Origin of the sequence: Cytobacillus firmus, from assembly GCF_023657595.1 — a bacterium.
Lineage (GTDB): Bacteria > Bacillota > Bacilli > Bacillales > Cytobacillaceae > Cytobacillus > Cytobacillus firmus_B.
The window spans coordinates 4573193-4595353 of record NZ_CP098323.1 but is presented as its reverse complement, the minus strand read 5'-3'; the positions used below and the strand labels follow the sequence as shown (position 1 = coordinate 4595353).

17 protein-coding genes are annotated in these 22161 nt (G+C 39.6%); 12 read left to right on the top strand and 5 right to left on the bottom strand.

Going from position 1 to position 22161, the window contains the following annotated elements; translation table 11 throughout:
• Positions 1–9: 9 nt before the first annotated feature.
• The 4 genes from NAF01_RS23050 (at position 10) to NAF01_RS23035 (ending at position 6152) form a co-directional block, all read left to right on the top strand.
• On the top strand, positions 10–1356 hold the full coding sequence (locus tag NAF01_RS23050; RefSeq protein WP_250801271.1) for a hypothetical protein: 1347 nt from the start codon (positions 10–12) through the stop codon (positions 1354–1356).
• Between the two features lie 341 nt (positions 1357–1697).
• The gene (locus NAF01_RS23045) at positions 1698–3704 is read left to right on the top strand and encodes a penicillin-binding transpeptidase domain-containing protein (protein ID WP_250801270.1); all 2007 of its coding nucleotides are present in this window, start codon (positions 1698–1700) and stop codon (positions 3702–3704) included.
• Between the two features lie 555 nt (positions 3705–4259).
• Entirely contained in the window at positions 4260–4922 is a 663-nt protein-coding gene (locus NAF01_RS23040) for a hypothetical protein (protein WP_250801269.1), read from the top strand.
• A 15-nt stretch (positions 4923–4937) separates the two neighbouring features.
• On the top strand, positions 4938–6152 hold the full coding sequence (locus NAF01_RS23035) for an efflux RND transporter periplasmic adaptor subunit (protein WP_250801268.1): 1215 nt from the start codon (positions 4938–4940) through the stop codon (positions 6150–6152).
• Positions 6153–6191: 39 nt separating this feature from the next.
• Here the strand turns inward: NAF01_RS23035 and NAF01_RS23030 are convergent, their stop codons facing one another.
• The 3 genes from NAF01_RS23030 to NAF01_RS23020 form a co-directional block, all read right to left on the bottom strand.
• Positions 6192–6491: a hypothetical protein gene (locus NAF01_RS23030; RefSeq protein ID WP_250801267.1), complete on the bottom strand. Its 300-nt coding sequence runs from the start codon at positions 6489–6491 to the stop codon at positions 6192–6194.
• Positions 6492–6585: 94 nt separating this feature from the next.
• Positions 6586–7656 carry a LysM peptidoglycan-binding domain-containing protein gene (locus tag NAF01_RS23025; RefSeq protein ID WP_250801266.1) on the bottom strand — a complete coding sequence of 357 codons (1071 nt, stop codon included), beginning with the start codon at positions 7654–7656 and terminating at the stop codon, positions 6586–6588.
• 141 nt (positions 7657–7797) lie between these two features.
• Positions 7798–8679 carry a helix-turn-helix domain-containing protein gene (locus tag NAF01_RS23020; protein WP_250801265.1) on the bottom strand — a complete coding sequence of 294 codons (882 nt, stop codon included), beginning with the start codon at positions 8677–8679 and terminating at the stop codon, positions 7798–7800.
• A gap of 326 nt (positions 8680–9005) precedes the next feature.
• Here NAF01_RS23020 and NAF01_RS23015 point away from each other — a divergent pair, with 326 nt between their 5' ends.
• The 3 genes from NAF01_RS23015 to NAF01_RS23005 all read left to right on the top strand — a co-directional run bounded on the left by NAF01_RS23015 (position 9006) and on the right by NAF01_RS23005 (position 10672).
• Positions 9006–9152 (top strand): YwzD family small protein, encoded by a 147-nt coding sequence (locus NAF01_RS23015; protein WP_250801264.1) that lies wholly within the window; start codon positions 9006–9008, stop codon positions 9150–9152.
• Between the two features lie 372 nt (positions 9153–9524).
• Positions 9525–10412: a helix-turn-helix domain-containing protein gene (locus tag NAF01_RS23010; protein WP_250801263.1), complete on the top strand. Its 888-nt coding sequence runs from the start codon at positions 9525–9527 to the stop codon at positions 10410–10412.
• A gap of 44 nt (positions 10413–10456) precedes the next feature.
• Positions 10457–10672 carry a hypothetical protein gene (locus tag NAF01_RS23005; protein ID WP_250801262.1) on the top strand — a complete coding sequence of 72 codons (216 nt, stop codon included), beginning with the start codon at positions 10457–10459 and terminating at the stop codon, positions 10670–10672.
• A 103-nt stretch (positions 10673–10775) separates the two neighbouring features.
• Here NAF01_RS23005 and NAF01_RS23000 read toward each other — a convergent pair whose 3' ends face one another.
• Positions 10776–11885: an acyltransferase gene (locus tag NAF01_RS23000; protein WP_250801261.1), complete on the bottom strand. Its 1110-nt coding sequence runs from the start codon at positions 11883–11885 to the stop codon at positions 10776–10778.
• Positions 11886–12115: 230 nt separating this feature from the next.
• Between NAF01_RS23000 and NAF01_RS22995 the strand changes: the two genes are divergently transcribed.
• From NAF01_RS22995 to NAF01_RS22985, 3 genes are all read left to right on the top strand, one after another.
• A complete protein-coding gene (locus NAF01_RS22995; RefSeq protein WP_250801260.1) occupies positions 12116–12322 on the top strand; it encodes a hypothetical protein in 207 nt (68 codons plus the stop codon).
• Between the two features lie 307 nt (positions 12323–12629).
• Positions 12630–14984 carry a cell wall-binding repeat-containing protein gene (locus tag NAF01_RS22990; RefSeq protein WP_250801259.1) on the top strand — a complete coding sequence of 785 codons (2355 nt, stop codon included), beginning with the start codon at positions 12630–12632 and terminating at the stop codon, positions 14982–14984.
• Between the two features lie 315 nt (positions 14985–15299).
• On the top strand, positions 15300–16028 hold the full coding sequence (locus tag NAF01_RS22985; RefSeq protein WP_250801258.1) for a hypothetical protein: 729 nt from the start codon (positions 15300–15302) through the stop codon (positions 16026–16028).
• Positions 16029–16326: 298 nt separating this feature from the next.
• On the opposite strand, the gene NAF01_RS22980 is transcribed toward NAF01_RS22985, so the two are convergent.
• On the bottom strand, positions 16327–16470 hold the full coding sequence (locus NAF01_RS22980; protein WP_250801257.1) for a hypothetical protein: 144 nt from the start codon (positions 16468–16470) through the stop codon (positions 16327–16329).
• A gap of 169 nt (positions 16471–16639) precedes the next feature.
• Here NAF01_RS22980 and NAF01_RS22975 point away from each other — a divergent pair, with 169 nt between their 5' ends.
• Entirely contained in the window at positions 16640–20941 is a 4302-nt protein-coding gene (locus NAF01_RS22975; RefSeq protein ID WP_250802531.1) for a bifunctional 2',3'-cyclic-nucleotide 2'-phosphodiesterase/3'-nucleotidase, read from the top strand.
• Between the two features lie 217 nt (positions 20942–21158).
• The gene (locus NAF01_RS22970; RefSeq protein WP_250801256.1) at positions 21159–22121 is read left to right on the top strand and encodes a cell wall-binding repeat-containing protein; all 963 of its coding nucleotides are present in this window, start codon (positions 21159–21161) and stop codon (positions 22119–22121) included.
• Positions 22122–22161 lie beyond the last annotated feature (40 nt).

Here is a 22161-nt window from a genome sequence, read left to right as displayed (position 1 = left end):
AGGGTTTCTATGATACGGTTTTCTCTCGTATTAAGTATGTGTTTTCTTTATATACTTGAGGCATTTGTGCCCAATTTGTACATTAGCATAATTTTTAAAATGGCGGCTGCAGCTGTATTTTTCACCATGATGCCTTTGTTGGATAGGAAGGGCAGGATATTTACACTGGGACTATTCTCAGCGGGGATTATCATTCATTATGCAGTCGGAGACAGGGGCATGCTGCTGATCGAGGGCATCACTCAGAATATGGCCCTGCTGGCCATTCTCATTCTGGCTCCGCTTCTGTCCATCCCTCTAAGAAGAGAAGGGATCATTGACACAGTAATGACGTATTTAAATGAGCTGAAAAACAGCCCCGCCCATACTTTCTATGGCATAAGTTCATTTATGCTGACTCTGGCTCCCATTTTGAACATGGGGGCCTTAAGGATTGTACACGGCTTTGTCGAAAACATCAAAATTCCATCCAAGTTATTATCAAGGTCTTACTATGTAGGATTTACACCGGCTGTTATTTGGTCGCCCTTCTTTGCTTCAGTAGGTATTGTTTTGTTTTATCTAAATATAACTTATCTTTCATATGTAGCATTTGGTGTCTTTTTTGCCATTTTGCAGATGGCTGTGGGAATTATTCTATTCCGTCCGGCTCGAGCTTTGGCGGAGGCGGCTGCACTTGAGAGAGAAGCGGAAAGCTCAGCGCCTGACAAACGCAGAAAAAGGGATCTGTATGCTCTGGCGGGCTTTGTTTTTGGTCTGGTGCTCCTGCTGATAGTCATGGAGCAGGTTACCCAAAAATCGATGCTATTGCTGGTAAGTATGGTCTGTTGCATTGTGCCTGGAGGCTGGATGATCCTTCGGAATCAAAAAAAGGCTGTAAAGGAAGAGATTTCACTATATAAGAGTAAAATACTGGCACAGAAGATGGAGATTTGCCTCTTTTTAAGCGCTGGCCTTTTTGGCAACGCTGTATCACATACACCTGTAAAACAGCTGCTGGAACGGTCCATGCATTGGTCAGCACAGCAGTCTATAGGTATTTTATTTTTGTTTATCATCCTTTTTGTAACGTTCATGGCCTTTCTTGGAGTCCATCAAATCATAGTCATTCCGCTGATCCTAACCTCGCTGAACTTTACGGAAATGCCTGACATTACGGTAGTCAGTGTGGCATTTATGTGCATATTCACCTGGATGCTTTCTTCTTCCATTTCACCTCTAAACGCCATGAATATCATCATCAGCCAATGTGTTCAAAAAAACGGGCTGACCGTTGCCTTCAGATGGAATGGGGCATACTTTCTCTCTGTTACGGGGATGGCCTTTTTGTATGTTTATATACTGAATTGGTTTTGAAGAAAATTCCATTAAATACTAGAAGGATGCGAACTTATATCGTTTGCATCCCTTTTTATTTGATAGACGATGTATAACTCTTAAGTGACAAGTTCACATTCGGCAAACTTTTGGTGGCAGCTGTCACTAGGAAATTTCTCCAATTAAATGATAAGCAGGCAGCTGATTTGCAATTTTTCTGTTCTATTTGCACAAAGTCCCTTTCTATTTGCAGAATCACCCATCTTTTTGCAACCTTCCCCACTCAATTTGCAAAGTTCACATTCGACAAATTTTGCGAGAGGCTGTCACTAGGAAATTTCTCCAATTAAATGATAATATAGTAATAGGGAGGGTGATGTATGAAAAAGGTCTTGTTTTTTGTTTTTGCAGCCCTGGTTTTGGCCGCTTTGAGCGGGTGCAATAAGGAGATTAAGCCGCAGGATCGCTTTTCGCAGTATGTGGAGCACTGGAATAAGCAGGAGTTTGAGAAAATGTATGAATTCCTGTCAGAGGATGCGAAGCAGTCGATCAGCAAAAAGGATTTTGCAGCCCGCTATGAAAAGGTCTACAAGGATTTAGAGATAGATAATCTGAAGGTAACATACAAGCCGGATATGGAAAAGGAATACAAAAAAGAAGAGAAGGCGAGTTTTCCTTTTTCAGCAAGCATGGACAGTGCTGCCGGCAAAATTGAGTTTACTCATGATGCCAAGCTTGTGAAGGAAGAAGCGAAAGAGGAAGACAATTGGTTTGTTGCCTGGGATACGACTTATATTTTCCCGGAGCTGGGGCCAGAGGATAAAATCAGCTATTCCACTGTTCCGGCACAGCGCGGGGATATTGTGGACCGGACAGGTGACCCGCTTGCCTTAAATGGCACCCTTTATGAAATCGGTGTCGTTCCTGAACAGATGGGTGACCAGAAGGAACAGACCATCAAAGGTTTGTCTGCTGCATTGGGAATGTCAGAAGAGCAGATTAATAAAAGCTTGAACGCCAGCTGGGTGCAGCCAGGATACTTTGTGCCTATTAAAAAGGTGTCCCCGGATGATCAGGAAACGCTTAGCAAGGTGTTCACACTAAAAGGCGTCCTGAAGCAGGATATCAAAGGCAGAGTCTATCCAATGGGTGAGTCAGCAGCCCATCTTATCGGATATGTTGGAACAATCACAGCAGATGAAATGAAAGAGCGTGAAGGCTATTCAAGCACCGATATAATCGGTAAGAGAGGACTTGAACAGGTCCTAGAAGAACGATTAAAAGGGACAAACGGAATCAAAATCGGAATTAAAAAGAAAGACGGTTCCGAAGTTGTTCTCGCTGAAAAGCCGGTAGAGAACGGTGAAACGATTCAGCTTACCATTGATATGAATCTGCAGAGATCTCTTTACACTGAACTGGGAGGAAAACCGGGAACTGCTTCAGCGATCGATCCGGTAACCGGAAATACACTGGCACTCGTCAGCAGCCCGAGCTTCGACCCGAACCAGGCGTCACTCGGTTTTACCGCGGATGAATGGAAGGCGATTGAAGCGAATAAGGACATGCCGCTTCTCACACGTTTTAAGCAAACCTATGCGCCAGGTTCCGTGATGAAGCCGCTGACAGCAGCAATCGGATTGACAGAGGGGACATTAACGCTTGATGAAACGATTAAAGTGAACGGCCTCCAATGGCAGAAAGACACTTCATGGGGCGGCTATAAAGTCACTCGTGTCAAAGATCCAGGTGGGCCGGTTAACTTTGAAAAAGCGATGATGTATTCGGATAATATCTATTTTGCCCAGCAGGCGCTTGAACTGGGAAAAGAAAAGTTCTCAGCCGGCCTCAAGAAATTCGGGTTTGAAGAGGAAATTCCATACGCATTCCCATTGGAACAATCCAAGATTGGCGGTTTGGATACTGAAATCCTGCTCGCTGATTCGGGCTACGGCCAGGGCCAGGTCGAAATGAGCATTGTCCATCTCGCAGCGTCATACACACCTTTTATCAATAAAGGCTCCATGATCAAGCCTGTACTCCTGGAAGAAGAGGAAAAGGGGCAGGTGCTGAAAGAATCTATCATGAGTGAAGAAACAGCCAGCACGGTCGCAGCCGCAATGGCCAAAGTAATCCAGGATCCAAGCGGAACAGGACGTGCAGCGCTTATGAAAGACTACCCGCTGGCCGGGAAAACCGGAACAGCAGAACTGAAGAAAAGTGCGGATGAAAAAGGACAGGAAAATGGCCTGTTCGTTGCCTACAATCCGCAATCTCCTAAGCTGCTCATCGCGATGATGATAGAGGGAGTTGAAAAAAGCGGCGGGTCAAAAGTGGTCGTGGAGAAAGTAAAGAAGGTATTTGAGGAACATAAAGGGCGGTTTTAATGCTGTAATTAATCAAGTGTTTGCATCTATTAGGTGCAGGCACTTTTTTAGGAGAGTTGAGATATAGTACGAATTATTGGCACCTTTACCTATACAGCCAGGCAAGGTGCCTTCTATGTTGAACTGATAAATGGAAGTACATAAAGATGATCATGTGGCATTAGTGCCGCTTCTTCGTTCTCGACTGAAAAAAACTCACAGCTTCCAAAATAAATAACTTCTCCTGCTCACTCAGCATTCTCCAGTTTCCAGCTTTTATTTTCATTTATAAGCCCTCCTCGATTTTTAATTTTCTCGTGATAAGGACATAGTTGTAAAATTCTTACTTAACTATACCGCCTTTCAGGAAGCTTGAAACAACAAAAGTTTTTGCAAATTACGACACGCTCTATCACGAAAAAAAGAGAAAAATAAAGAAAATAAGTATCTTTAAGCCTTTTCGACAATCATTCAGGAAGTGCGGGCCATGATTCTGCACATATCTACCTATTTCCCAAAATTTTGATTTTGAGGTAAGATAAAAGAATAGTAGATTACAGTGTTGGAGGATTCTTTATGGGCTATCGGGTACCGCTTCTGAGAGGATTGAAGGAGCCATATACAATTTCGCATCAGTTGAGGAAAGAGGAGAGTTTGTCTGGTTTGTGGAAACAGGTGTTGCTTTTAATCCTTTTAAGTGCGCTTGTTTTCGGGGTTAGTGCTTTTTTCGGCATCGGAAGTGAGCAGGTGTCGAGAACCCTTACAGAACTTTCGAAAAGCGAGTATGAACTGTATAAGCTTTTCTTTGGGGCAGGACAGGTTATTTGGGGGATTGTTTATGCCATTTTGGTCATTTTTTTGCCTTCCCTGTTCTTTTGGACCCTTGTCGATGTCGAGTACAAAAAACTGATAAGCATTCAACTAATAGTTTTGCTGATTCTTCTAACTGAAAAAGCAATAAACATTCCAGTGTTTCTATTTCTTGGAATAAATACCGAATCCTCTATATTTTCATTCGGTATTATTGCTCAAGCAGCAGCTTTTCCTGAGTTGCTAATCTATACGTTTTCTGCCATAACATTATTTAAAATCTGGACAGTTGTCCTGCAATACAAGTTCTTAAAAGTCGTTTCCGAAAGAAGCCCTCGCTTTCTTATATTTGTGTTACTCGGAACGCATTTGTTTTTTGTGATTGTTTCAGCTTTACTCTCATCCATCCACCTGGAAAAGCTTATATAAGTGAGGGATTCTTCAATGACTTGGAAAATAAGGTTATTAGTAGGTGCCGTGGTTCTTTTTTTGGCATGTAATATCATCCTGCTATTTCTTAAAGATGATAAAATAAACAGGACTTACCATGCTGACGAATGGACTGCAGTAAAAAAACAGGATCTTCTTGAAACTATGCCAGCAAAAGGCGTATTGGCTCCCAAAGAAGAACAGCATTTTTACTATGAAAATTCGGCTGGTACATTCAAAGGGTTTTTGGTCGAAAAAGGCGATGAAGTTCAGCAGGGTACAGGGTTATTTGAATATTCCCCGGATGACCTTACACTCGCAAAGGAAGAATTCCAAATTGAAAAGGAAAAGCTGGAAAACGAACAAGATAATCTTGAGAGCCATATAGATGATTTGGAAAGTATGCAAAGAACCCTTACTAGTGCACCCGTGGAAGAGGACCAGCCAAATCCGAATGTTTATATGATCCAAACACTTGAACGGGACATTTATGAAAAGGAGCTGCAGATTAGCAGAATCGATAGTGAAATTGAAAAGTACGAGGATTTGATTGAGGCTGCTGATGAAAGCCTTTTGCAGTTAACTGTAGAAAGTGAAATTGACGGGACAGTAAAAAGCATAAAGCATGATCTCACTAATCCTGTAGTAACGGTCATTTCAAATGAGCAGAAAGTTACAGGGATTCTTTCGGAGCAGGAAATTAAAATAGCTACAGAAGGGATGAAGGTGTTTATCACACCGGAGGGCAGCAATAAAAAGATAAATGGAACGGTTGAAAAGATTTTAAACCATCCTACTTCAGAACCGCATGCAGAAACTGAGAGCCGTTATGAATTTTCCATCGTTTTAGATGAATCAAACGAGCTCGAAAGCTTTCACGGTGAGCATGTAGATGTCCGAATCGTAACGAATGAAGTGCTGGATACCCTGACTGTTCCGACGGAAGCGGTTAAAAAGGCGAAGAAAGGCCATTATACATATGCGATCCAGACAAATGGCCGGGTGGATAGAAAAAAAATCGAGTTAGGCCTCAAAATCCATCAGACCCAGGAAGTGAAGGAAGGGGTTGAGAAAGGAGAGCTTGTTCTCTTGGAAAGGCCCCCATTTTTGAAATCAGGATTTCCATTTATTACATCAGTTGAACCGGGCAAATTAAAAAAGAAAGACTTTGAGGAGTTAAGAAAGAAGGAAATTCTGAAGTATACTGCTAGAGGATTTCTTTCAAGATAGTAAAGCCAGCAGCCGAAAGTGCTGCTGGTTTCTTTATGGCTAAAAATAAAAGTCATCCTTACCCGGTTGAACCCTGAACAAGATGCCGATAAGCAGAAACACACCTGTTACCAGCCAAACAATCATAAAGGCTGATCCAAGTTTAAAGGAGTCGCTCGCATAATCCGTGCCTTTTTCGGTATAAACAATATACACAAGGGGGACTGCATTCAAAAGGAAAAAAGTAATAAGTGCAGCCAGCCTGCCGAGTGTCTGATACTGGAGCTTGGAATAAATTAAAAGAAGACTCATTAATAATAAAGATAAAGACAAAAATGTAATAATGCCTACGATGTTCATATAATCTCCTCCTTTAGATTCAGCTCACTATATCATTCTTCAAATATATGTATTATCCTTCCATAATATGAAAAAGACACCTGCAAAAGGTGTCCTAGTATAATCGTTTAAATCCATCAAAATGTTTCTTCCAATACGAATTATCCAGACTGGAAACTTCAACGCCCGAGGAGCCGGCATGGATAAATTTATTATTTCCAACATAGAAGCCTAAGTGAGAAATGCCTTTTTTATATGTATTCTCAAAAAATACTAAATCGCCAGGCTGCGGCGTATTCACGTAAAAAGAACGGCTGTAGTATCCTTCAGAAGAGTAGCGTCCCATTTTGGAGCCTGTCTGCTTTAGAACATAATAAATGAACCCGCTGCAGTCAAAGCCTGAAGGAGTTTGGCCGCCCCATTGATAAGGGACACCAACATGCTTTTGGGCTTCAGCTAAAACCGATGATGCTGTTCCATTGTCTGTTTGATCATTATTGCCAGGCTTTCCACTGGAAACAGATTCATTGGAGCCCTTGCTTGCACTTAAGTTTAGCTTTTGTCCAATCAGAATTAAATCAGAACTTAGCGTATTCCACGCTTTAATCTGCTGAACAGTAGTCTTATACTTAGCAGCAATGCCGCTTAGTGTATCCCCTTTTTTAACAACATATATCTCTGAGCTGCTGCCATTAGAAGGTGCTGACGGTGCAGGTGCTGAACCTGTCTGCCCTTGAGAATCGCCTGAGGTATTACCAGCAGACTTTGAAACTTTAAAGACTTGTCCAGGGTAGATCAAGTGTGTGCTAAGACCATTCCAGCTCATTAAATCTTTTAAACTAATATTATGACTTAAGGCAATTTTAGATAGAGTATCCCCGCTTTTAACGGTATAAGTTTTAGCCGGATTAGCTGGTGCAGGTGCTGTGGTTCCGCCTGATGGCTGATTGGATTCAGGCTTCTCTGCTGCTGCTGCCCCTGGTATTTCAAGTTTTTGATTGATTGATAGAAAATCGGAACTTAAATTATTGGCTTTTTTAATATCTGTAACAGTCGTTTTATATTTAATAGCCAGGTGAAACAGGGTATCCCCTTTTTTAACTGTATATGTATCGGCGGAAGCCTGAGAGGCAAAGGCTGAAGAGAGCATTGCTGCAGCAGCAATTGTGACAATCTGTTTTTTCACTTTTCCGAATCACTCCTTGGACATATTTTTGTACTATTTTACCACATATATCGTCCAAAAAGATCATATTTTTACATCATTATACAAAAAACTAACTATTATTTTACAATAATGAAGGACTGTCGACTTATGTCGTGGTGACTATTGGATGTTTCTGTCGAAAATTGCTACTTTTTCACTTATAAAGTCAATATATCTTTCATCTTTTTGAAGGCGGAATATATCAAGAGCTTGTTCCATATACTTTTTCGCCAAAACAAACTGTTCTTTGAGCTCATAATTAAATCCAATATGATAATGAAGATGCCCTAATAGAAATAACTGATCCTTCTCTATGCAGTATTTAATAGCCTCATGACAGAGATTTGTAGAGTGATCGTAGTCCTCAATACCTGTATAGGTTTTGGCCGTATTATAAAGAAGCCTGCTTCGGACTGTTTCATCATTTAAATAAATGATTTCTCCTAAATGATTTATGGCACGACGGAATACATCAAGGGCCTCCTTATATCTTCCTACTTCATATAATAAGATTCCTTTACTGTTCAGAATCTCGATTTCCCTTTCACTCCACACTTTCTCGAATGTCAAATCGATGGCTCTATCCATAAATAGAAGTGCTTCTTCAAGCTGGTGATCGACATGATATTTGTAAATACCTTTATGCCAGAGAAGAATCTGGGAATTTTTCTTGTTGGATGAAAAAAGCGGATTTTTTTCTTCAACTTCCACAATCTCTTTTATAAGGGGATAATCAAGCCTGCGTCTGGCCATTTTTAGCTGATTTTTAACTTCCTGAACATAATCAAGCCTTGGGGTCGTTCCGTGATCAAAAAAGTAATTTATATCTACCCCCAGCCTCTGTGAAATGAAATATAGAGTGGAAGCCAAAGGAAGGACATCACCTTTTTCAATTTTGCTAATTTGCGCTTGCGTACATATATCTCTTGCCAGATCTTTTTGGGAAAAACCTGCTGATTTTCTTAACTCTTTGATTTTTTTCCCGATTGCAGAAAAATCCAAAAGATTACCTCCTGAAAAAATATTCTTATAGTTATATTTACTATTAAAAACCGGTATAAACAAGAGATTTAAAACTGAAATCCGTTGATAAAGAGCAATATTCTCTAATACATAAACATTTTATTAATGTTTTAATGAGTAATGTGAAATGTATTTAGGAAGGAACCCTAAATGCAATTGATGTTTACATCCTTTTAAATCTCCAATTTCAGCCGCTTCCCTATCGGAGGTGGTTCTTTTTTTAATTAACTGGAAATATGTTGTCAAATAATAGAAAATAAAATAGAATATTGTCTAAGAATAGGAAAATAGGAGGGTTAAAAAAGTTGTTGAGGAATCATGAAAAACTAAGTCAGCTTTTTTTGAATATGCTAACGAAAGCATATGAAAAGGGTATTGGGGAAAAAGAGATGAGCGTTAACATGCTTCTCTCAGAGATTGAAAATGACTTAAGAAAAATAATAGGAAATTAATAAACGAACTGGCAGATAGAATATGAATGAAAATTTAACCCTCTTTAAAGCAGGGTTTTTATTTTGCGCCGAGGAATCGCAGAATCTAAAAGATTTATAAAGTTGGCCGCATTCCAAGAAAAGAGACTTAAATTTTTAAATATTAAAAGGATATTTGCCGGTACTAGCGAATAATATATATTGGGGTTAAGATTAATTTAACTGCCAAGATGTTTTCCCTGTTAAGAATCGTTTTACAGTATGCTCTTGAAACTTTTTACTTCCGCACTGTATATAGACTGATGCAGTTCCTGCACACTCCTGAATCTTTAACGATACTATACTGTTTGTGGTAAGATAATACTATTAATTATACTAAGTGAGGGAAAGCTGATGAATTTAAGTGAGTATTTAATTGGCGACAGCTTACAATCTTTTCGTCAGTATAAAGGATTAAGTGTTAAGGAACTGGCAGAAGGCATATGTACGGAAGAGGAACTAATTTCCTTTGAAAGAGAGAAGTCATATCCAAGTTTGGAAACGCTGAATCAATTAGCTAATAAAATGAACATTGATCTTACGTACTTCTTTAATATTGCCTCGAAATCTACCATAAATTATTCTACAGCAGTTATGCAAATTATAAATAAGCACAAGCGGAATTGGAATTATCAGGCGATTTACGAAATTGTCCAAAAGGAATTGGAAAATCCGATCTTCCAGCCTGTCATGCTGAAGCAATTTTTAGTCTGGCATCAGGGAATCTGTGTGTTTTATCTTGAGAATAATTTTGATAAAGCCATCCAGCTGCTGCACGGCGCTTTAGACCTTACAAATGAAAAAAGGGTAAATTTATCGGAAAGAGAAGTCGAAATATTAACAAGTATCGCTATTTTATATAAAGACATGAACCATTATACAGAAGCCATTTCTATGTTCAAAAAAGGGCTAAATGATTTGGATAAACTCCCTCATATCCTTGAGAGCAGAGGGAAAGTCAGGATTTTGTTTGGTTTATCCCAAGCTTTAACAGAAATAGGAGAATACCAGGAATCCCTGGTATATTGCCAAAAGGGAATTGATATTTGCATACATGAAGAAATACAATATTTGTTTGCTAATTTGCATTATCAAAGTGGGGAAAATTATATCAAACTCGGCAATAAAGAAAAGGGTAAAGAGTTCCTCCAGAAAGCCATTTATATCCTGCAGCTGCAAAAGAATGATAAATTCATCCAAATTATTGAAACCGAAATGGAAAAATTGCTCAATAAATGTTAATATATAAATAATTCGATAAATTATGAATGAGAGGAGCTTATGTCATGAAAAAGTTAATCTTAACTGGGGCGTTGGCTTTAGGATTAATCGGCGCTGGAGCATCATTAACGGGAACCCTGGAGGCTGGCATACCATCGGAGCATGGTATTGGCAAACCTGCAGATTTAGCTGGCATACCATCTGAACATAGTATTGGCAAGCCAGTTGAGTTAGCTGGTATTCCATCTGAACACAGCTTAGGAATTCCTTCAGAACATTAATATAATAATCATTTAGTAAAAGCGGTGCTTTCCGCTTTTTTCTTTTGGTCTCAACTGAAAAAAAAGCCCGAGCTCTGTATAATAGCAGCTCGGGCTTTAACTTTTATTGTAAATTTGATTTTACCTGCAGAGCGGATGTTTTTACCGTGGTATTTCTCTTCTGGTTCTTAGTGCCTGGCACTGTAAGGATGTATTGATTAAGCGGTATCAATTGTATCGCCTTCACCATTGCAATGGAACCTAATAAAATAAGGGCATAAACGAAAGGAAAGAGTGCCGTTTTCCAGACAATATCCGGTGCAATTTGAATAAAGCTATATAGAACAAATGGATGTACCAGATAGATGGCCATAGATAATGTTCCTATCTGGGTAATAAAGCTGTTCAGCCACCTGATTTTTTGGATTTGTTCTCCGATCCCAATGACAAAAAGAGTAATGATTGGAATGTTGATCATATTCGTCACTCTATTAGACGGTGTAGACCCCATTGTTTTGTATTCCCATACAGCGGCAGCTGTGACAATTAGAACCGCAATCCCCAATAAAACTTTATATTTCTTTGAAAATGCACGTAATGGTTCCCAGAAATAAGCGAGGAACCCGCCAAAAATAAAATAGAAAATCCAGCTTGGCAAAAATGCCCGCTGACTCAGGATACTCCCAAGAATTCCTTCGAATTCCCCAGGGTTGAATGACTTTACAAAGTAATAGTTTATACATATTGCTCCGATAAGCAGCACTGGCCAAATCATTTTTGATTTAACTGCCTGCAGCAGCGGAAATACCAAGTAAAACTGAAAGACAATAGACATAAAATATAAATGATAATAAGCATTGCCGAATATGAAGTTCACCAGGAATTGCTTTTCGCCGGGCACCAATGGATTTACGCCAAGTACTAAATACGTAAATAGTAAATAGAATACACTCCAAAACAAGAATGGAAAGCCAATCTTTGTAAATCGGCTAACAGCGAATCTATGAAGATCAAAGCCCTTAAATCGCGCCTGGTAAAATAGCAGAAAACCGCTGATTAGGGCAAACAATGGTGTTCCAAAGCGGCTTATTTGATTGATAAATAATGTAAATTCGTTATATTTTTCGCCATGTTCATAATAAAAAGAACCAGAAACATGAACAGCAACGACAAATAGGCAGCCTATAGCCCTTAATATATGAATCTCGGAAACATGTCCGCGAGAAGTACTCATTAATCTCACTTCCTTGGGGAGGATTAAATACCTTTTATATACTAAAGGAAAGAGACTTCCAAAACCCAGATGTAAAACAATTTTAATATAACTTTAGCGCGCCATTAATAAAACATCCTGAAATTGGATAAGATGGGTTACAAAGGATTGGGAGAGGTATATTCTATTGGTTTGCTTAATAATTTTTGGGGAAATGGATATTATAGGGGGATTAATAAAGGAGGAGTAACATGAAAGAATTCTATGGAACAGAAGAGTATTTTGAGCAAAAGGTTTCAAGTTTCCTTTCAAAAGAGGGAGACGAAAAAAAACTGTCTATAATTGCTGCCCGGCTGGAGCATGAAATCAGGAATGACTTCATCTGTCATGAAAGAGTAAGAAATGAGTGCCTGGAAAATTTATTTGAAGTTTGCGATCGTGTCATGGCAGAAAAGTAAAGGATGCTGGATGAAAATAGTATTTTCTTGAAATCTTCCTGTACCTTTTAGTTTTATGATCTAAAGGATAAAAGACTTGAAGAAAATACTATTCTACCTATTATTTAAGCTTCAAACTGATAGGAAAATGAGAGTTATCATAATTAAAACAAAAGCCGAATAGGAAAACTGGAGAGTCTCTATAGGGGACTCTCTTTAATTTTATCCTGAGTTTACAATTTTTAGTTTATTTTAGTTCTTTTATCCTAGACTTATAGTCGTGTATAGTAATATAATTAAAAGGAAAATTTTACAATAGGAGGAAAAAATGAAAAAATCATTATACGTTTTCCTGAGTCTGGTTATACTTATATTCTTTACTCAGGAAGTAACCTACGCAGAAAGTACCAGATTATCAGGAAAAGACCGCTATGAGACAGCAGTTAACATTTCGAAAAAGGGCTGGACTGCAGCTGATACGGTTGTACTGGCGATTGGAGATAATTTTCCTGACGCTTTAGCGGGTGGTCCGTTAGCTTACAAACTAAATGCACCAATTCTGCTGACTAAAAAAAATACCCTTGGTGAAGTAACCAGGAAACAGATTTCAAGTTTAAAAGCAAAAAAAGCAGTCATCCTGGGCGGTAAAGGAATTATTACGGAAAATGTCGAAGCGGAACTTCGCTCTATGGGACTTTCTATTGAACGTATAGGCGGAAAAGACCGATACATAACAGCCGCGCTAATAGCTGACAAGCTGGGAAACAGCAATAAAGCTATTATTGCATATGGAAGAAACTTTCCGGATGCTTTATCCATTGCACCATATGCAGCCAGAATGGGATACCCAATTCTGTTGAGTGAAACGAAAACATTGCCGGAAGTAACAAAGGAAAAGCTTAAAGGCAAGTCAGAAACAATTTTTGTTGGAGGAAAGGGGATCTTAGCTGATAGCCTGCTGACTCAAGCACCCAATGCCAAACGCGTTTCAGGGAAGGATCGCTATCAGACAGCTGTTGCAATTATTAACCAGTTCCAGTCCAAAGCTCCAGCGGCATATGCTGCCACTGGCACCAGCTTTGCGGATGCGTTAACAGGATCCGTTTTAGCAGCAAAGAATAATGGAGCCATGCTTTTGGTTCAGCCAACTAAGCTTCCAGACGCTATTAAGAGCCATCTAAACTCGAATGTTTACTCAAGTTTGACTGCATTAGGCGGCAATGGAGCTGTTTCTAATAATGTATTAACTCAAATGAATGATTTACAGGCGAATAATACATTTGAGAAGTCAGCCAAAATTGATGTAAACAAGACTTATAGTGCCAAGCTGGCGGATTACGGGGATGAAGATTATTATCAGTTTACCATCACTGAACCTGGAAATATCACCCTCCAGCTTAAACAAACAAGTGGTGCAAGCTGGTATGCCACTATATTAACGGCTAATGGGGATTCACTTGAGGATTTCTCCACTAACTACAGCTCCGGGGCTTCAGGAGTAACGAATAATTCGGTGGGGCTTCCGAAGGGGACATACTATATTAATATTGAAAACTATTCAGATGGATATAAAGTTCCATATTCATTTACTATTAAATATACAAAGAGCAACAATTATGAAAAAGAAATGAACAATACGATTGCAGCAGCAAATCAAATAAATGTTAATGCGGACTACAAAGGGGCTCTGCAAGATAGCGGGGACCTGGATTATTACAAATTCACTTTGGCAGCCCCAGGGCAAGTGGAATTGAAAATGGACCAGAAGCCTGGAGTTGCGTGGGAAGGCAAGTTGATGAATGAGAAAGGAGAAATATTTACATACTTTTCTACTGATTATGGAACGTATGCAAATGGAGCTGCAAGCTATCGGACTGGTTTGCCAGCTGGAACCTATTACTTCCTGATTGATCATTATAGTGATGCACAGGACGAAGAGTACAAGTTTAATGTACAGTATATTCAAGGCAATTACTTTGAAAAGGAATTTAATAACACCATCGAAACGGCAAACATTCTGGAACTGAATAAAAGCTATAAAGGCTTATTAAGTAAATCCGAAACAGTAGATTTTTATAAATTCACTTTAGATTCTGCAGGCAAAATAAATGTAAACGTGAAAAACACCCCGGGTAAAAGCTGGGAAGTGCAGGTTATAAACCGGAATGGTGAGCCATATGCGTACTTCAACACAAAATACGATGATTATGCAAGCGGCTACTCTAATGTTCCGATTGGTTTGCCGGCAGGTGAATATTACCTTGTGATTGAAAATTACTCGTCCAGTAAAGATGCTGAATATGAAATTAAGGTTAACTTCAGCAAAGTGAGCAACTACGAGAAAGAGTTCAATAACAGTGTTCAATCTTCGAACCCAATCAGCATAGGTGCAGAAATAACAGGATCTATTCAGAGTGGAAGCGACAATGATTTCTACTCCTTCCAGTTAGATAAGCCAAGTACTATTTCTTTAACAGCACTAACAAAAGAAGACAGCAGCTGGTATTATGAAATCGTAGATGGATCCGGCACAACTCTTAATTATCTGTATACACCTTATAATAATGTTACAGCAGAACAAGTAACAGAAACGGTATCTTTACCGGCCGGAAAATATTATATAAAGATTGATAACTATTCTAATTCCATATTCGAGGAGTACTCCTTCTCTGTTAAGAAATAAAAAATAAAAAGACTGTTTTCAGTTCACCAAGTGCTGGAAACTCATATAACGACATTTAAAGCATATTATTTCCCGAAAAATAATAGAAATAATCGAAGCGTGTAAAACTTTAAAATCAATAATTTTCTTTAGAAGTGCAAGTTCATAAAGGAAAGAAATTATGGTCAATCAATTAATGGTGGATCTGCATTTTATGATAAGAAGACTTCTGAAAGAACAGCTTATCCCAGCTAAACATGCAGCTGGGATTTTTTATATATTTTACTAGATGATCTTGGTAAAATATATAAAGTATCCTGATTGGCGAAAGGAATTATGATGAAGAAGTTCAGAATAGTGGGATTGGCTTTTATATTATTATTGGGAATCTTTTTATTTGCGGTATCCATCCCGGTCACCAGTGAGCTGGTCATGGAAAAGGTCTATGACTTTGAAATGAAAAATAAATATAGAATAACAGAATTAAATGAGATGTATAAAGGGGTACCAACTGAGTATGAGTTTGGCGGTTCGAAGATCGATATTTACCGAATCCTGAAGGAAAACGAGTCATACAAGGACCCTTGGGACCGTGTGGTTGTTCCGGCAGCTATTTATATTACGGTTGATAGCTTAACGCAGGAAGTCCTTAAAGACTACCCGGTTGAGATCGGACAAGAAGGCTTGAACCAGTATACTCATTATATTTCTTATTGGAGAGTATTGGATAAAAAAACAGATCAGGAATCTTTCGTCATTGTCCTCCAAATGAACGGGGCAAAAGATAGAATGGAAGATTTTATACCAATCGAAGAGCTCAAGTATATGGCCATTACGATTGAGGAAGATGGCACATTGACGAAAGAACCTTTTACGTATAAAAATAAAGATAAATTACAGACAAAGCTCATCCCGCCGATGTATTTTGGAGGAGCCGGCTATTACACAGATGACTGGAATAGCTATCCTGTTTTCTATTTTCCTTATTTATATCCCTTTTTGACCACCATATTGGGAATTTTATTCATCTATACAGCTGTTAAGAAGCTAAGAAAACCTGTATGAAATCAAACGGCTTGGCTATAGCTAAGCTGTTCTAGGACCATTATATCTGGTTAGCGACAAGCTTCCGCGTTGACCACATGCCGTACGGTGGCATTATAGAAAGTGAAGTCGGCAGGGAAGGCATTAAATATGCAATTAATGAAATGATAGAGTTAAAGCTGGTTATTTTAAAAGAGCTCATTGCCTAACAGGTGATGGGCTTTTTTATTTATAAGGCCATAAAGGTTGGCACAGGTGTGTCCCGGGGAAAAAGTTTTAATATCATATAATCCGGTCCAAACCTCGGAGGGAATGCAGGTTAAAACTGGCAGATAACAAAAGGATCATACTCATAGTTATAAGAGGGATGCCCATAATTCAGGAAATCCCCTGCATAATGGGATCCACCGATAATCCTAGACTCCTTAAGAGCATTCAGTTTTATTTCTGTTCTCCTGTCCATTCGGATACCACCAATGATTAGGAAATGAAAAAAATGTTAGCGTTTTCAAAGTCTATACAAAAATCGTCAAAATTTTAACACTTTTTTAACAAAAAATGATAGTATTTTACTATTTTTAGTATATAATCGTCTTGTCAGACATTAGACGAGAGGTGGAAAAAAGGTGAAAATGGGTTTAAAAAAGAAGTTTAGCGGATTGCTAGTTTCTACACTTGCTGTAGGTATGCTTTCTCCATTAGGAGCCGGCGTCTCAGCCGATTCTTTGCCGAAAAATGTCTTATCCAATGAGGCATATGTAAAACTTAAGATCATGGAAACGACTGATGTCCATGGAAGCATTATGAACCATGACTATTATTCAGATGCACCGGTCGATAAGGGACTTGTAAAAGTATCGACTTTAATAAAGGAAGAACGTGCCGAGAACGAAAATAATTTACTGTTCGATAATGGGGACCTTCTCCAGGGAAATCCTTATACGGATTACATAGCAAAAGTCGATCCGCTGACATTTGCGGACCGATTATCAGGGAAAGACCGTTTTAAAACAGCTGTAGAAGTTTCGAAAAAGGGCTGGGATTCGTCCGATGTAGTTGTGATTGCCAGAGCAGATGACTTTGCGGATGCGCTTGCGGCTACACCTCTGGCTTATAAATATGATGCCCCAATTCTATTAACAAAGACAAAAGAGCTAAATGCTGATACAAAAAATGAAATTAAACGATTAGGAGCTAAGAAAGTCCTGATTGTTGGCGGTACAGGAGCTGTTTCTACAGCAGTACAACAAGAAATTTCAAAAGATTTGAAAGTTTGGGTTAAAAGGATTTCAGGCGCTGATCGCTTCGAAACAGCTGCCGAGATTGCAGGTGAATTAGGCGGAAGCGCAGATACAGCTATACTGGCTTACGGCGGTGACTACCCGGATGCCCTTTCCATTGCTCCATATGCGGCTAAAAATGGCATTCCAATTCTATTAACAGGCAAGAACTCTCTTCCTAAAGCAACTGCCGATGCACTTGCAAACAAGGAAAATACGATTCTTGTTGGGGGTTCAGGCGTTATTAGTACAGCTGTTGAAAAAGCTGTAAAGAATCCAACACGCTATTCAGGAAAAGACCGTTTCCAAACAGCGGTAAAAGTAGCGACTGAGCTTGACGAAATCAAGAGCAAAGTATTTGTTTCAAATGGCTATGGTTTTGCAGATGCTTTAACAGGCTCGGTGCTGGCTGCTAAAGAAGATGCTCCATTGCTGCTGGTTAAGCAAGGCTCATTGCCGGCGGGAACTGATGCACTTGTAGACGGCAAATCCGTCGTTCTTCTTGGAGGAAAAGGAGTTGTTTCTGAAGGGTTAATCGAAAACGAAACACATCCAATCTACGAAGCAATGAATCTATTGGACTACGATGCTGCAACTTTAGGAAACCATGAATTCAACTATGGCCTTGACTTCTTGGAAGGAAGCATAAAAGGTGCTGAGTTCCCTTATGTAAGTGCCAATGTATATAAAGATGACCATGATGATGACCCAGCTAATGATGTAAACTACATCAAACCTTACCAAATCATCGAAAAGAAAGTAAAGGATGAAAAGGGTAAAGAGCAGACAGTTAAAGTGGGAGTCATTGGATTTGTTGCCCCACAAATCATGCAGTGGGACAAGGCCAACCTTCAAGGCAAAGTGGTAACCGAGGATGTTGTAGCTTCTGCCAAGAAGTGGATTCCTGAAATGAAAAAAGACGGTGCTGAGGTAGTGGTTGCATTATCTCACAGCGGATTTGACGGAGATAAAACAAACAAAGAAAATACTGCATTTGCTCTAAGTGAAGTAGAGGGTATTGATGCAATCTTAATGGGGCATACCCATAAATCATTCCCAAGCAATGATGCGTCCTTTAAAGTCGATGGAGTAGATACAGCTAAAGGAACCATTAACGGGGTTGCGGCTGTACAAGCGAATGTTGATGGAAGCAATCTTGGTGTCATTGACCTGACTTTAGCAAAAGTGGATGGAAAATGGACTGTAAAGGATTCCCAATCAGAGGTTCGTGCTACTTCTAAAGATGTGTCAAATGATCAGGCGCTTGTAGATGTACTAAAATCTTCGCATGAAGAAACGGTTAAATACATTAACAGCCCTGTTGGCGAAACCACAGCACCAATCCATAGCTATTTTGCACGTGTACAGGATGATCCATCCGTACAAATTGTCAGCAATGCCCAAAAAGAGTTCGTAGAAAATGCTCTAAAAGGAACAGAATACGAGAACCTTCCTGTGCTATCATCTGCTGCTCCATTTAAAGCAGGCAGAAACGGCGCAAGCGAATATACGAATATTCCTAAAGGTACAATCACTATTAAAAACGTGGCTGACCTCTATAAATACCCTAATACTGTACAAGCAGTTAAATTGAACGGTGCAGAAGTGAAGGAGTATTTAGAGTGGACAGCAGGCAACTTTAATCAGATTGACCCTTCAAAAACAGATGAACAAAATCTGATTAACAGTGAATTCGCAGTTTACAACTTTGATACTTTAGATGGTGTAACATACGAAATTGATGTAACTCAGCCGGCAAAATACGATTCAGCTGGAAAAGTTGCCAACGAAGGCGCCAGCCGTATTAAGAATTTAGAATTCAATGGCAAGCCTGTTAAGGAAGATCAGGAATTTGTCATTGCAACAAATAACTACCGTGCAGCAATGGCTGTAGTTAACCCTGATGGCAATCGAATCATCTATCAGTCTGCTGACGAAAATCGCCAGGTTCTTATGAATTACATTATTAAGAATAAGACAATCAATCCTTCTGCTGATCAGAACTGGAAGCTGTCTCCTATCTATGGTGATGTTAATGTTGTATTCGAATCCTCTCCAGCAGCAAAAGATATTGCAGCAGGTACGGAGAATATCGAATATGTCGGTGAAGGATCAAACGGTTTCCACAAATATGCAGTTAACATGTCAAGACCGTTTGAAGTTCAATTATTAGGAATCAATGACCTTCACGGCCAGCTTGATACCTTTAATGCAAAGCTTGGTGCTGAAGGTGCAGGCGGAATTGAATATTTAGCAGCCTACTTAAAAGAGCGTGAAGCAGAAAATCCTAACACTTTCATGCTTCATGCAGGTGATGTGGCGGGTGCCAGCTCGCCGGTATCTGCATTGCTGCAGGATGAGCCAACGATTAAGCTATTAAATGAGATTGGCTTTGATCTGGGAACACTTGGAAATCACGAATTTGACGAGGGCGTTGATGAGATGCTCCGCCTGATCAACGGCGGAAGCCATCCAAAGACGGTTGATAAGTATGGTGAATTCGAAGGTGCAAATTTCCCTTACGTAGTTTCTAACGTAGTTGATTCAAAAACAAAAGAACCAATTTTGGATCCATATGTAATCAATGAAGTGAATGGCGTTAAGATTGGATTTATTGGAGTGGCATACTCTGACACACCTGCAATCGTTACTCCAAGCGGTGTAGCTGGAGTTGAATTCACGGATGAAGCGGAAGCAATCAACAAGTATACGAAAGAATTGAAGGACCAAGGTGTAAAATCAATTGTTGTCGTATCCCACAACCCTATAAAGTCTGACACTGACGGCAAGAACCCTACAGAAGAACTAGTGGAAATTGCAAATAAAGTTGATGATGAAGTGGATGTCATGTTTGGCGGCCATAATCATCAGTATGCCAACACAGTAGTTGATGGCAAACTGCTTGTCCAGTCTTTCTCGTATGGAACTGCATTCTCTGATGTGGATCTTACAATAGACCCTGTAACGAAGGATATTGTTAAGAAGGAAGCAGAAATTGTGACAGCTTACCGTGATGGCATCGAGCCGGATGCGGAAATCAAAGCAATGCTTGATGTTTACCTGGAAGATGTTGCTCCAATTTTAAATGAGAAAATTGGTACAACAACAACCGGCATCAGCAGAGATGAAAATGCTGATGGCGAGTCTCCAATGGGCAACCTGATTGCAGACTCTATGATTGCTGCTACAGGAACTGAATTTGCATTCATGAACCCAGGCGGAATCCGTGCAGAAATTGATGCAGGGGAAATCACTTGGAAGGAAGCATTCACTGTACAGCCATTCGGCAATGACCTGGTGACAATGGATTTGACAGGTGCACAAGTTAAAACTCTATTAGAACAGCAATGGGGTTCTAAACAAAGAATACTTAAAGTTGCCGGTTTGAAATTCTCTTATGATACATCTAAGGAAGCTGGCAAGCGTATTGTTTCCGTAACAAAAGCGGATGGGACTCCAATCGCAGATACAGAAACATATTCAGTAACGGTTAACAACTTCATGGCTGATGGCGGAGATGAACTGCACGTTCTGAAAGAAGGCAAAAATCGCGTAGTCGATGTAGTAGATTTAGAGGCATTAGTTTCCTACATTAAAGACCAAGGCAAAGTTGACCCTGTTATAGAAGGCCGTATTATAAAAGTTAATAAGTAATTAAAGTAAAGGCAGGCTCAATAGTTGAGTCTGTCTTTATTGCATTTTGTGAGGTGATCTAACGCCAAAGTTTCATCTTCATTTAAGCTGATATTTTTTAAATGTCAAGGAAGAATTTTGTCGAAAAATATATTCTGTCATCACTGGAAATCTATCTATCAATTTCCTTTATTCCACCCTATAATAACTCTTGATATTGAAATATTAGGAGGAAATCATGAAAAAGGCTATCATTCTATCCGCTTTATTGACGCTGGCATTACCTTTGGGACAAGCGAAAGCAGAAGACGCACCAACCCATCGCATCTCAGGCAAAGACCGTTACGAAACGGCGGTAAATATCTCTGTTGAAGGCTGGGACACGTCCGCAGTTGCTGTTTTGGCTACAGGAAAAGACTTTCCAGATGCATTAAGTGCGACACCTCTTGCTTATAAATATGGTGCACCACTTCTATTAACATCAGCTAACTCGTTGCCGGATAGTGTAAAGGATGAATTGAAGCGCCTTAAGGTTACAACTGTATATTTAATTGGAGGGAAGTCCGTTATTTCCCAAAATATAGTGACAGAGCTTAACAGCTTGGGGATATCATCAATAACTAGACTAAGTGGTGCAGATCGCTATGAAACATCCGTAAAAGTCGCCAAACAGCTAGGGAACCCAGATAGTGTAGTGGTCGCGACCGGGGAAGGCTTTCCGGATGCTCTATCAATTGCCCCAATAGCGGCACAATTAGAAATGCCAATTCTCTTAACCAAAAAAAATTCGGTTCCGTCTTCAGTAAGTCAGTTTGTTAATTCAGAACAGCCGGTGGAGTCTTTTGTTATAGGCGGTACGGGAGTCATTAGTGCACAAGTGGCTAGTGCATTTCCGATGCCGGAACGTATCAGCGGGGTAAATCGTTATGCAACAAACAGCAATGTCATTCAGTATTTTGAAGATGCGATTGATATGGATTTACCGGTGATTGCAACAGGTGAAAATTATCCGGATGCACTGGCTGGATCAGCCTTTGCTGCCGCTACCTGGAATCCAGTAATCTTAACCCACCCAACTAAACCGCATCAAACAACAATTGATACGGTCCAGGCATATTCTGATTATGCCGAGCTTTACTATGTGCTGGGCGGGAATACAGTTGTGACTGACCAAGCGGTAAATACTTTGTTACAGAAGTAAAGATTATTAGTTTTGGTTAAATCTCTTAACGGAAAAGCAT

Coding starts and splice junctions, on each gene's coding strand:
- NAF01_RS23050 (WP_250801271.1), top strand. CDS start 10: ATGATACGGTTTTCTCTCGTATTAAGTATGTGTTTTCTTTATATACTT.
- NAF01_RS23045 (WP_250801270.1), top strand. CDS start 1,698: ATGAAAAAGGTCTTGTTTTTTGTTTTTGCAGCCCTGGTTTTGGCCGCT.
- NAF01_RS23040 (WP_250801269.1), top strand. CDS start 4,260: ATGGGCTATCGGGTACCGCTTCTGAGAGGATTGAAGGAGCCATATACA.
- NAF01_RS23035 (WP_250801268.1), top strand. CDS start 4,938: ATGACTTGGAAAATAAGGTTATTAGTAGGTGCCGTGGTTCTTTTTTTG.
- NAF01_RS23030 (WP_250801267.1), bottom strand. CDS start 6,491: ATGAACATCGTAGGCATTATTACATTTTTGTCTTTATCTTTATTATTA.
- NAF01_RS23010 (WP_250801263.1), top strand. CDS start 9,525: ATGAATTTAAGTGAGTATTTAATTGGCGACAGCTTACAATCTTTTCGT.
- NAF01_RS23005 (WP_250801262.1), top strand. CDS start 10,457: ATGAAAAAGTTAATCTTAACTGGGGCGTTGGCTTTAGGATTAATCGGC.
- NAF01_RS23000 (WP_250801261.1), bottom strand. CDS start 11,885: ATGAGTACTTCTCGCGGACATGTTTCCGAGATTCATATATTAAGGGCT.
- NAF01_RS22995 (WP_250801260.1), top strand. CDS start 12,116: ATGAAAGAATTCTATGGAACAGAAGAGTATTTTGAGCAAAAGGTTTCA.
- NAF01_RS22990 (WP_250801259.1), top strand. CDS start 12,630: ATGAAAAAATCATTATACGTTTTCCTGAGTCTGGTTATACTTATATTC.
- NAF01_RS22985 (WP_250801258.1), top strand. CDS start 15,300: ATGATGAAGAAGTTCAGAATAGTGGGATTGGCTTTTATATTATTATTG.
- NAF01_RS22980 (WP_250801257.1), bottom strand. CDS start 16,470: ATGGACAGGAGAACAGAAATAAAACTGAATGCTCTTAAGGAGTCTAGG.
- NAF01_RS22975 (WP_250802531.1), top strand. CDS start 16,640: ATGGGTTTAAAAAAGAAGTTTAGCGGATTGCTAGTTTCTACACTTGCT.
- NAF01_RS22970 (WP_250801256.1), top strand. CDS start 21,159: ATGAAAAAGGCTATCATTCTATCCGCTTTATTGACGCTGGCATTACCT.